This is a genomic window from Streptacidiphilus fuscans (assembly GCF_015690355.1).
In the GTDB taxonomy this organism is placed as follows: domain Bacteria; phylum Actinomycetota; class Actinomycetes; order Streptomycetales; family Streptomycetaceae; genus Streptacidiphilus; species Streptacidiphilus fuscans.
Window position 1 is genome coordinate 86658 of the sequence record NZ_JADPRT010000025.1, and the last position, 10599, is coordinate 97256.

Annotated in this window: 10 protein-coding genes and 1 pseudogene; 9 read left to right on the forward strand and 2 right to left on the reverse strand. The window is 71.1% G+C overall.

Annotated elements, in window-relative coordinates:
• The first annotated feature begins 91 nt into the window (after nucleotides 1–91).
• The 6 genes and pseudogenes from I2501_RS37560 to I2501_RS37590 all read left to right on the forward strand — a co-directional run bounded on the left by I2501_RS37560 (nucleotide 92) and on the right by I2501_RS37590 (nucleotide 4898).
• Nucleotides 92–676, forward strand: coding sequence for an isochorismatase family protein (locus I2501_RS37560; RefSeq protein WP_196198581.1), 585 nt, complete (start codon nucleotides 92–94; stop codon nucleotides 674–676).
• Nucleotides 677–820: 144 nt separating this feature from the next.
• A complete protein-coding gene (locus I2501_RS37565) occupies nucleotides 821–1306 on the forward strand; it encodes a hypothetical protein (protein ID WP_236047976.1) in 486 nt (161 codons plus the stop codon).
• Nucleotides 1307–1405: 99 nt separating this feature from the next.
• On the forward strand, nucleotides 1406–1795 hold the full coding sequence (locus tag I2501_RS37570) for a cupin domain-containing protein (RefSeq protein ID WP_196198582.1): 390 nt from the start codon (nucleotides 1406–1408) through the stop codon (nucleotides 1793–1795).
• A 384-nt stretch (nucleotides 1796–2179) separates the two neighbouring features.
• Entirely contained in the window at nucleotides 2180–2497 is a 318-nt protein-coding gene (locus tag I2501_RS37580) for a hypothetical protein (protein ID WP_196198583.1), read from the forward strand.
• Between the two features lie 199 nt (nucleotides 2498–2696).
• Nucleotides 2697–3944: pseudogene (locus I2501_RS37585) on the forward strand (glycoside hydrolase family 10 protein); the annotation flags it as partial.
• 387 nt (nucleotides 3945–4331) lie between these two features.
• Nucleotides 4332–4898 (forward strand): dihydrofolate reductase family protein, encoded by a 567-nt coding sequence (locus I2501_RS37590; protein WP_196198584.1) that lies wholly within the window; start codon nucleotides 4332–4334, stop codon nucleotides 4896–4898.
• 26 nt (nucleotides 4899–4924) lie between these two features.
• On the opposite strand, the gene I2501_RS37595 is transcribed toward I2501_RS37590, so the two are convergent.
• Nucleotides 4925–6769 (reverse strand): ABC transporter ATP-binding protein, encoded by a 1845-nt coding sequence (locus tag I2501_RS37595; RefSeq protein WP_196198585.1) that lies wholly within the window; start codon nucleotides 6767–6769, stop codon nucleotides 4925–4927.
• A 528-nt stretch (nucleotides 6770–7297) separates the two neighbouring features.
• Nucleotides 7298–7819: a GNAT family N-acetyltransferase gene (locus I2501_RS37600; RefSeq protein ID WP_196198586.1), complete on the reverse strand. Its 522-nt coding sequence runs from the start codon at nucleotides 7817–7819 to the stop codon at nucleotides 7298–7300.
• A gap of 251 nt (nucleotides 7820–8070) precedes the next feature.
• Between I2501_RS37600 and I2501_RS37605 the strand changes: the two genes are divergently transcribed.
• From I2501_RS37605 to I2501_RS37615, 3 genes are all read left to right on the forward strand, one after another.
• The gene (locus I2501_RS37605) at nucleotides 8071–8439 is read left to right on the forward strand and encodes a hypothetical protein (RefSeq protein WP_196198587.1); all 369 of its coding nucleotides are present in this window, start codon (nucleotides 8071–8073) and stop codon (nucleotides 8437–8439) included.
• Nucleotides 8440–8711: 272 nt separating this feature from the next.
• Nucleotides 8712–9218, forward strand: a complete 507-nt coding sequence (locus tag I2501_RS37610) for a GNAT family N-acetyltransferase (protein WP_196198588.1) — start codon at nucleotides 8712–8714, stop codon at nucleotides 9216–9218.
• A gap of 344 nt (nucleotides 9219–9562) precedes the next feature.
• On the forward strand, nucleotides 9563–10564 hold the full coding sequence (locus I2501_RS37615) for a glycosyltransferase family 2 protein (protein ID WP_196198589.1): 1002 nt from the start codon (nucleotides 9563–9565) through the stop codon (nucleotides 10562–10564).
• Nucleotides 10565–10599: the final 35 nt, after the last annotated feature.

A 10599-nucleotide genomic window follows, 5' to 3' on the forward strand; every position in this document is an offset into this window, starting at 1 on the left:
CGTGGTGTCCGAAGATGGCTCGTTGTCAGTGCCCCGGCCTACCGTGGGAGGTGACTCAGGATCGATCCGCGACGAGAGACCGGGGACTCCCATGACGACCCTGCCCGACCGACCGAACACCGCGTTGCTCGTCATCGACGTCCAGAACGACGTGGTGGCGAAGGCGCACGAGCGTGAGCGTGTGATCGCGAACATCAACACGCTCGTGGAGAAGGCCCGCACGGAGGACGTGCCCGTGGTCTGGGTGCAGCACTCGGGCGAGGGCCTCCAACGGGACACCGACCCGTGGCAGTACGTGCCGGAGCTGGTCCGGCTGGACGGGGAGCCGCTGGTCCACAAGTCCTACGGTGACTCCTTCGAGGACACCGACCTGGAGGCGCGGCTGGCCGAACGCGGGGTGGGCCGCGTCGTCGTCACCGGCGCCCAGACGGACGCCTGCGTCCGCTCCACCCTCCACGGAGCCATGGTCCGCGGATACGACGTGACGCTGGTCGGCGACGCGCACACCACCCAGGATCTGACCGCGTACGGCGCCCCGCCTCCGAGCCAGGTGATCGCGCACACCAACCTCTACTGGCAGTACACCAGCGCCCCCGGCCGCAAGGGCGAGACGGTCGAGGCGGCGAAGGTCAGCTTCGCGCCCGCGAGCGAGGCGACCGCGAGCGAGGCGGGCTGACGCGGGGCCGGACGCGCAGATTCACCCGCCCGAACAGGTGACCTCTCGGCCGGGGCGGACGCGTCGCGACGCATCCGCATGGCAAGAGTGGTTCGCGTACAGCCCAGGCTCTGGGCCTGTGTTCGAGCGGAGGAGACCTCACAGATGCGCGTTCCCGTTCGCCTCGTAGCAGCGCTGCTGCCCCTCGCTGCCGTGCTGGCCCCCTGTTCCGCGCAGGCGGCGGCCCAGCCGGGCCTGCGTACGTTCGGCACCCACCACGCCGCTGGTGGTCCGGTCCGTGAGGGGAGCCCGGACTCCGCCGTCGACCGGGTGGCCGACTTCTACGGCGCCTACATCGACGCCGTCTCGGACGGCACGGACAACCTCAGCCACGAGCTCCGCTCCCACTACCTCACCCACGACTTCCAGCACCGGCTGACCGTCTGGGAGGAGGCCAACCACGCCGACGGCGTCCTGCGCGCCCAGGACGTGCCGACCCACTGGGAGGTCCGCTACCACGACTCTGGCGCAGGACACCTCTTCACCACGGTGACCCTCACCTGGGGCACCGGCCCGCACGCCGCTCACACCAGGCTGGCCGTCCAGAGCGACCTGAGCACCAAGCTGATCTCGGACATCGAGGAGGGCTGACCCCAGCCCGCTCCGACCTCCTCGCCGGGTCGGCCCCCGAAGCCGGGTCGGCGACCGCCGCCGCATTGCGCCGCTGACCTGCTGGTAGCGTGCGGCGGCGTGAACGACTCTGTGTACGTGGGTAACGCCGGCGCCGACGCGGCGCTGGACCGTGGTTGGATCCTGGGTCACTTCAAGGAGCCCGGCGATCCGCGCCACAGCGAGGACGTGGAGATCAAGTGGGGCGTCCACCCGCCCGGTGACAAGCGGCTGGAGTGGGTCGAGGGCGAGCACCGGACGGCCCTGCTGGTGCTGATCAGCGGCCGGTTCCGGATGGAGTTCCGGGACCGGAGCGTGGTGCTGGAACGCCAGGGCGAGTACGTCGTGTGGGGTCACGGCGTCGACCACTCCTGGGTCGCCGAGGAGGAGTCCATCGTGATGACCGTCCGGTGGCCGTCCGTCCCGGGCTACGCCGTGAAGCTGCCCACCGAGCTGCCCACCGAGGAATAGCGAGCCGGGCCGGGCCGGCGCTGGTCAGTCGAGCAACGCCGAGAGCTTCTTCGGCGCGAGGCACCGGTAGCTCTCGGTCACCAGCTCACGGACCTCGCGCCAGTCGGTGTCCTCGGTCAGCCCCAGGCACAGCCGCCGCACCCACCCGGTAAGACGCCGATGAGAGCGGCCTGAGCGCTCACTTCACCTGGTCCGGCACGACGCTCACGCACGCGAGCCGCAATCCCTTGCCCGGTCAGGGAAAGCACCCCTCGATGCCTTCCTGCGCACGTGAGAGTGGACTGAGGATTGCCCGCGAGGTCTTTTGCGCCCGGACCTCGCGGGCAACACTGGGCTCACCTGGAACAAGGGGAATCAATCCCTCCGGTATCCGAGGAGGCGGTAATGATCCGCACCCGTGAGCTCACCCACGACGAGGCCGAGCAGGCCGTACACCAGCAGCGCGAGCTCCTGCTCGCCGCCGTCGCGCACGAAGGGCCCACAGCGGCGGCCCGGGTCTGCCACGACGCCCTGCGCGGGGATCCCGCCGCCGCAGGCCTGTCCCTCGCCGCGCTCCTGCGCGCGCTGCCCACCGTCTCCTGGCTCACCGCCCACGACATCCTCAAGGTCACCCGGGCCGACGAGGACACCCAGCTGGGCTCCCTGAGCCCGTACCAGCGCACGGCGCTGGCCTCCGCTCTCGCGCACGTGCCTGCCGCCTGACCTCAGCTCCCGGCCTCGGCGCGGCCCCGGCCCCGGCCCGGACTTCTGACTGTGCGCCCTATGGACGACATCGGTCTTCGGGGCGGCCGGCACGTGGTAGCCATCAGCCACCACGTCCCTGGCCGCCTCAGGAGCACCCGTGCCGGACCACCCGCGGACCTCTGCCGCGTTCGCCCTCCCGACGACCCGGCGTGCCGTCCTGCGCACCGCCGTTCTGCGCACCGCCGCGCTCGCGGCGACCGCAGCCGTCGGCCTCCCCCAACTGACGGCAACCGCAACGGCAGCGGAAAGAAGCACAGGCGCTGAAACAGCCGGTCACTGCGACCGCCAGCTGCGCGGCGAGTGGATCGCGTCCGTCCGCAACACCAACTGGCCGTCCCGGCCCGGGCTGAGGCCGGTCGACCAGCAGGCGGAGCTCGTCCGGCTGTTCGACCACGCGGCCCGGCTCGGGCTCAACGCCGTCTTCGTGCAGGTCCGGCCGACCGCCGACGCCTTCTGGCCGTCGCCGTTCGAGCCGTGGTCGCAGTATCTGACCGGTGTTCAGGGCCGGGACCCCGGCTACGACCCGCTCGGCTTCATGGTCGACGCCGCCCATGCGCGCGGCCTCGCCCTGCACGCGTGGTTCAACCCCTACCGGGTCTCGGTCCATGACGACCTGGAGGCGCTCGTCCCCGACCATCCCGCCAGGCGGAACCCCGACTGGCTGGTGCGCTACGGCGGGCAACTCCTCTACAACCCGGGCGTCCCGGCCGCGCGCGCCTTCGTCGAGGACGCGATCCTCGACGCCGTCGCGCGCTACCCGGTCGACGGGGTGCACTTCGACGACTACTTCTACCCCTACCCCGACGGCACCGAGCCGTTCCCCGACGACGCGGCGTTCGCGGCATACGGGCGGGATGCCGGCTGGACCGACCGCGTCGCGTGGCGGCGGCACAACGTGGACCTGTTGGTCCGCGAGATGCAGGCGCACGTGCGCGCCGTGCGTCCCGAAGCGGCCTTCGGGATCAGCCCGTTCGGGATCTGGCGGAACGCCTCGACCGACCCGCGCGGCTCGGCCACCACGGGTCTCCAGTCCTACGACGCCCTCGGCGCCGACACGCTGCGCTGGGTCCGCAACGGCTGGGTGGACTACGTCGCGCCGCAGCTCTACTGGAGCATCGGCACCCGCGTCGCTGACTACGCGGTGCTGGCCCGGTGGTGGGCGGACGCCGTCGACGGCACGGACGTCCAGCTGTGGATCGGGCAGGCCGTCTCCAGGGTCGGCGTCCCCGGCCAGCCCGCCGCGTGGCAGGACCCCGCCGAGCTCTCCCGCCACCTCGCGCTCGACGCGAGCCTGCCGCAGATCGACGGCGAACTCCTCTACAGCTGCGCGGACGTGATCGCCGACCGGATCGGCGGCGTCAGCAGGTTGGCCGCCGACCACTGGCAGCGGCCCGCGCTGCCCCCGGTCCTCCCGCGCCTCGCCGCCGGGCGACCACCGCTGCCTCCACTGGTCGAGTCCGCCGACGGCCCGGCGGGAGCGACCGGCGCCGCCGGACTCGTCACGCTGACGCTGCGCGCGCGAGGGCAGCAAGTCCCCAGCCGGTACGCGATCCGCCTGCAACCCTCGCATCCGGGCGCCGCTCCTGGCCCGCTGGTCGCTGTCCTCCCCGGCGCGCCGGAGGCGTCATGGACGGGCCCCGCCGCGCCGGACGGCTGGACGTACGCCGTAACGTCGGTCGACTGCGCCAACCGGGAGAGCATTCCCGTGACGGTCACTCAACTCGTCGGCGCCTGAGCCTCCCGAGGCGCGCTGGTCTCTACGCTGGACACCTCACGGACGGAAGGCTGGGCCATGCGGAAACTGATCTACGGCATGAACCTGACCCTGGACGGCTACATCGCCGCGCCCGGCGACGACATCGGCTGGAGCGGACCGCCGAGCGACGAGCTGTTCCAGTGGTGGCTCGACCACGAGCAGGCGAGTGGCCTGTCGCTGTACGGGCGCAAGCTGTGGGAGACGATGAGCTCCCACTGGCCGACCGGCGACCAGCAGCCCAACGCCACCCCGGCGGAGATCGAGTTCGCGCGGAACTGGCGGGACACGCCGAAGGTGGTGTTCTCCTCGACGATCGACAAGGTCGACTGGAACGCCCGCCTGGTCACCGGCGACGCGGTCGCGGAGATCACCCGGCTCAAGGCCGAGGACGGCGGCCCGATGAACATCGGCGGCGCGACGCTCGCCGGTGCGGCCATGCGCGCCGGGCTGATCGACGAGTACGTGATCGCCGCCCACCCGGTCCTGGTGGGCGGCGGCACGCCGTTCTTCACCGCGCTGGACAGCTGGGTCAACCTGGACCTGGTGGAATCGCGGACGTTGCCCGGCGGCGTGGTCCTGACCCGGTACGAGACGAGGCGCTGACACCCGCACCGGCGACTCCTACGACGTCACCAGCGGCGTCCCTCGTCCAGCTTGACCTCGTTCAGGTGTCCCCCGTCCAGGTGTCCCCCGTCCAGGACCAGGTGCGCGTCCGCCCAGACGTAGGGCGACGGGTCGTGGGTGACGATCAGCACCGCGCGGTCCGCCGTACGACGGCGCAGCGTGGTGACGGCCACGGCGGCGGACTGCGGGTCCAGGCCCGCCACGGGCTCGTCCAGGATCCAGACCGCGGAGTCGCGCAGGTACGCGCGGGCGAGCGCGAGTCGGCGCAGTTCGCCGCCCGAGAGTTGGGACTGCAGGGGGTCGAGGACGGTGTCGTACCCCTGCGGCAGTCGGGACAGCGCGTCGTGGAGGCCCGCCTCGCGCGCCGCCGCAGTGATCTGGGCGCGGGTCGCGTCCGGCCTGGCCACACCGATGTTGTCGGCGGCGGAGGCGGGCAGCAGGTCGGTGTGCTGCGGCACCAGGGTGAGCTCGTCGCGCAGGCGCTCGGTGGGGAGTCGGTCCGGTCGGCGGCCGTTCAGCACCACCTCGCCGCGGACCGGCTCGACGAGCCGCAGCACGGCGCGCACCAGCGTGGACTTGCCGGATCCGCTCGGTCCGGAGACGACCACGGTTCGTCCCGCCCGGAGCACGAGGGACACCTCGGACAGCGTGTCGTGCTCCGCGCCGGGGAAGCGGACGGAGACGTCGCGGAACTCCAGCGCCGCGGCGCAGGGGTCGGCGGCCAACGTCTCAGCGTCCGCCTCCGACGTTCCGGCCCGCTCCGCGACCGGCGCGTCCCAGATCTCGGCGACCCGGTCCGCGGCTGCGGCGGCGGAGGTGAACAGCAGTGTGGTGCGCCCCAAGGACTGCAACGGCGGATAGAGGCAGCCGAGGAACGCCGCAAAAGAGAGGAGTTGACCGACCGTCATCCGGTGCTGGCCGACCTCCCAGGCACCCAGGCCGATCACGCCCAGCACGCAGAGCGCCTCCAGGACGACCACCACCTGGTGGTAGCACTCCTCCAGCCGCACCGCCGCCATCGTGGCCCGCAGCCAGCCGCCCGCCTCGACGTCGAGCCGCTGCTCCTCCTCCCCCCGGCGGCCGAACATCCGACGCAGCGTCCCGCCCCGCAGCGACTCCTCGATCACCGCGCTCACCGCGCCGTCCGCCGCACGTTGGGCGCGCGCGGCGACCTCCACGCGGTCCGTCATCACCCGTGCGGCCAGCCAGAACACGGGCGCGGCGGCAAGCACGGCCAGCGCCATGTCCCAGCGCAGCCAGAACAGCGCGGCACTGAACAGCACGGCGCTGACCACCGCCGACGCGATGCCGATCGCGCCGGTCACCGCCAACTCCTCCACGGCCGCGACGTCGCCGGTCAGCCGCTCGACGAGGTCGCCGGGCCGGTGTCGCCGGAAGAAATCGGCCGGAAGCCGCTGCAGATGCGCGAAGACCCGCGCACGCAGGCGCAGGATGAACCGCTCGCCGACCCATGCGCCCAGACAGTTGCCCGCAAACCCGACCAGCGCGGCAACGACACTGACGGCCAGCCAGACACCCGCCGGCCCCCAGTACGCCCGCAACGATCCCGTCTGCAACGCGCTGTCGGTCAGGTCCCCGAACAGCAGCACCACCACCGTCTCCGCCAACGCGGTCACCACCAGCGACACGCTGACCAGCACCAGCCAACGCCGGTCCCCTCGCGTCAACGGCCAGAACCGCACCAACGCCCGGAGCCCGGAATCGCCCGGCGCACCACCGTCGTCGCCGTCGTCGCCGACCACCGACGGCTGCCGCCTCGGCAGCGCCTCGACCTCGGCATCCGCCGGAGCGGCGATCCCCGCCTCCTGCGTCGGCGTGGACGTACCCATCCGCCCCACTCCTCTCGTCTCCCACAACTCACGGCAACCCACAGCAACCCATGACGAAGGGGCGGATCCGCTGCCCCGTGCTGCGGACCCGCCCCGAAGTGACTCTCGCCGTCTACCGCCTCAGCGGCGACGTTCAGCGGCCGTTACGGCCCCAGCCGTGGCGGCAGTGGTGACGGCGGTCGTGACGGTCGTGGCGGTCGTGCTTCCAGCCGTGACGACGGAGGCCCGGGAAACGAAGGCTCATCAGAGTTCTCCTTCTCGAAGTTCCTTGCGGATTCCAGTTCCAGCACTGGGTGGAGGAACTGAGTAGATCGTGGCAAAACTTCGCGACGAAGACGGCGTTCTGTTGCTGAGAGACACGTGAGATTACACGGCGTCAGTTCACATGCGGCACTCAAGAAAATAAGCCGAACGTGGGACGCCGTCGGTCACGCGGACGGAGCAATGAATATCAGACGTACACATATCGCAGCAGCTCGCGGACTCCGGAAGTCAACTCCTCGACTGTGCGCTCCAGATGAGAAACTCTCACCCAGCGCCGCCGGAAGCCGTCCTCGACTCCCCCACGCCGCGCTGGAACCAGACGCCCTGCTTCCCCCCGAGGTCGGCGGGGCCCGCCTGGCCGACCTCGACGAACCCCGTCCTGACCAGCACCTTCTGCGATGCGGCATTCCCGTGGGAGGTGGCCGCGCGGAGCTGGTGCAGCCCGTGCTCCTCCGCCGCCAACCGACACAACTCCCGCACGGCCGCGGTCGCCACGCCGCGCCCGGCCGCCTGTTCCGCAACCCGGTAGCCGAGATTCGCGGTTTCCTCCCCGACGAAGAAGAGGTTGAACCGGCCCAGAATCGAGCCGTCCTCGGCGACGAGCACGTAGTAGGCGACGCTTCCGGCTTCCTGCTCGGCCAGCATGGCGCTGTGCCGCTCGGCGAAATGTTCGAAGAACTCATCACCCCGATCGGAGATCGAGGCCGCGAAGTACGCGCGGTTGGCCAGCTCGAAGGCAAGGACCGCCGCTTCATGGTCGCCCCGGAGGCGCTGCAATTCGTCCACCGGCCGACTCTATTGGGGCGGCGTGCCACGGTCACCCGAGTTTCCGCCAAGCCGCCCGCCGCCGGGCGGCCCGAGCGCTTCGGACTCGTCCCGCATCGCTTCGATGCGCTTCTGGACATGGGGCCGGCGTCCGGGGGTGTACGGGATCGTACGGGTTCTACTCGATCAGTTGTGCCCTCTGCTGCCCGCTGCTGAGCTTCGGGGTGCGCCTCGGCACCGGCTCGGGGCGGACCGACGAACCGGAGGGTTCCATGCGATTCACCAGGACCAGGAAGCGTGCCTCAGCCGCCGCGCTCGCCGTGGTGGCGATGGGCGTGATCGGAGTGGGGGCCGCGACCTCGGCGCAGGCCGCCGAGGGCTCCTGGACGATCCGCAGCGGCGGCTGCGTCGCGCTGGAGGAGGTCGAACTCCAGAGCGGCCACGACCACATGGCGATCGATCCGATCGCCGCCCCGAGCGGCTGTGAGTTCGGCATCATCAACGTGAACACCGGCCAGTGGGTGTACGGCCCGACCACCGACCCCCGCGAGTCGCCGTGGGAGTACGACGGCCCGGACGTGAGCCTCAAGGCGTGTACGTGGGGGCCGCGCAGCGCAGAGGCGTGCGGGCCGGTCAACTGACCCGCCACAGCGCGCGGCCGGGGCAACTGACGCCGAACGCTCCGGGACGAGGCGAGGTCGAGGCCGGCCAGGACGGCGGTTAGCCGATCGCGGAGGTGGCCACGTCACGCGACGCAACGCGGGAGGGTCGGCCCCGGCCGAGCACTTGAACCGCCGGTGGCCCAAACACAGCGCGGCCCCCGCGGGCGCGCGCAGCCCGATGGCCGCGCCCGGATCGTCCGATGTGGGAAGCCCGCAGGCGGCTCCGACACCGCCCGGATAGGGTCGTGACCATGAGCGCCTACGAACCGATGCCCTTTCACCTCGAAACCGAGCGGCTGGTCCTGGAGCTGGGGACCGAGGCGGACGCCGAAGAGCTCTGCGCGCTCGTCGGCGAGCGGGACGGCGACGGAACGACCGTCGAGCGGGCTCGGGCGTACATCGCGGAGGCGCGTGTCGAGGCCGCGAAGAACGGCTTCACGCTGCTGCACATCCGTCGGCGCGAGGAAGGCGACTTCATCGGTTACTGCGGCCTGCTGATCGGCCGTGGCTCCCTCGAAGAGCCGGAGATCGGCTACGAGTTGTTCAAGCGGGTGCACGGGAACGGCTACGCCACCGAGGCCGCCCGCGTCGTTGTGGAAGCCGCGGCGGCGACCGGGCGGGAGCGGCTCTGGGCCACGGTGGGCGGCTGGAACGCGCCGTCGTTCCGGGTGCTGGAGAAGGTCGGGTTCGAGCGGGACCGCGTCACCCTGGACGAGCAGGGCCGCGATCGGGTGTGGATGACGCGCACGCTGCCGTGACGGTGAAAGGCGCACGTACGCACGCCCCCGACGCAGGGCATTGCGACTGCATACCTTCGCATGCGCCCACCTCCCACGCATCGTTCGTCAACCGACGGTTCCGGTGCTCGGGAGCCGTCCGCGCGACGCACCGGACGCCCGCCGTAGGGCCACCCAACTCCTGCCGTTCACAAGGATGTTGAAGATGAGGACCAGTCACATCCGAACCCCGGTGTGACCTGCGTCGCCCCTTCGTGCACCTTCTGAGGTGATCTTGTGAAGGTCTGCGGCCGATTGCATAACGATGCTGCCGAGCGAGCGGCCCGAGCTTGTTCGCGCGCGGGGCCGAGCCCTAGGTTCCCGCCATGCCCAGCTCACCCTTGATCAGCTTCGTCCTGGCCGCGCACGACACGCGCAAAAGCCTGGAACCCTGCCTGCAGTCCCTCCTGGGCCAGTCCTTCCAGGACTTCGAGATCGTCCTCGTCGCGGACGCGTCGCCCGAGTGCCCGGTCGACCTCATCGAGGACTTCGCCCGCGCCGACCGACGGATCACCGTCGTGCGGCTGAACGAGATCGCGAGCATCGGCCGGATCCGGAACGCGGGCATCGCCAAGGCGACCGGCCGGTACCTGGGCTTCCTCGACACCGACCACATCGTCTGGGGCGGCGCCGTCCAGGCGATGGCGGACCGGCTGACGAGCACTCCGGGGCTGAAGATCCTGCTCTTCGACCACAACCGGCTGCACCTCGGCAAGTCCTGGCCCGGCGCCGCCTCCGAGGTGTTGGCGCGTCAGGGGCGCGCGCCCTTCCGGATCACCAACCAGCCGGAGCTGTTCGGCACGGCCGCGCACTGCTGGGACAAGCTGTTCCGTCGGGAGTTCTGGATCGAACAGGGACTCAGCTTCCCTGACGGGCTGCACGAGGAGATCCCCGTCGTCCACCGGGCCATGCTCACCGCCGGCAGCGCCGCCGTGCTGCAGTGGGACTGCGTGCAGATCCGGCGCAGGCACACGCAGCACCCCGCGGGATCACCCGGTGGCACCCAGTTCGACGTCTTCGAGCGCTACGAGGAGTCGTTCGGGATGCTGGGCGACGACGTGCGCGCGGCGATCGCGCCGCACCTCTTCACGCGGATGATCCGCCACTACCTCTTCCTGCTCTCGCTGGCGGACTGCGTCCCCGCCGACGACCGCCAGGCGTTCTTCCAGAAGGCGAGCGAGCACTACCAGCGCTACCAGCCCGAGGGTTACGAGCGGCCCAAGGGCAAGGAGGGCGTCAGGTTCCAACTGGTCGCCAACGGCGCCTACGGCGCGTTCCAGGGCGCCAAGCTGCCGATGCTGGTCCGCGGAGTGCTGGGCCGCTCCTGACGTACGCGTCGAGGCCGTCGCGGGGGGGGGGGGGC

Bases quoted from the DNA above. Each gene is read 5' to 3' on its own strand.
- I2501_RS37560 (WP_196198581.1), top strand. From the start codon at position 92: ATGACGACCCTGCCCGACCGACCGAACACCGCGTTGCTCGTCATCGAC.
- I2501_RS37610 (WP_196198588.1), top strand. From the start codon at position 8,712: ATGAGCGCCTACGAACCGATGCCCTTTCACCTCGAAACCGAGCGGCTG.
- I2501_RS37595 (WP_196198585.1), bottom strand. From the start codon at position 6,769: ATGGGTACGTCCACGCCGACGCAGGAGGCGGGGATCGCCGCTCCGGCG.
- I2501_RS37580 (WP_196198583.1), top strand. From the start codon at position 2,180: ATGATCCGCACCCGTGAGCTCACCCACGACGAGGCCGAGCAGGCCGTA.
- I2501_RS37615 (WP_196198589.1), top strand. From the start codon at position 9,563: ATGCCCAGCTCACCCTTGATCAGCTTCGTCCTGGCCGCGCACGACACG.
- I2501_RS37605 (WP_196198587.1), top strand. From the start codon at position 8,071: ATGCGATTCACCAGGACCAGGAAGCGTGCCTCAGCCGCCGCGCTCGCC.
- I2501_RS37590 (WP_196198584.1), top strand. From the start codon at position 4,332: ATGCGGAAACTGATCTACGGCATGAACCTGACCCTGGACGGCTACATC.
- I2501_RS37565 (WP_236047976.1), top strand. From the start codon at position 821: ATGCGCGTTCCCGTTCGCCTCGTAGCAGCGCTGCTGCCCCTCGCTGCC.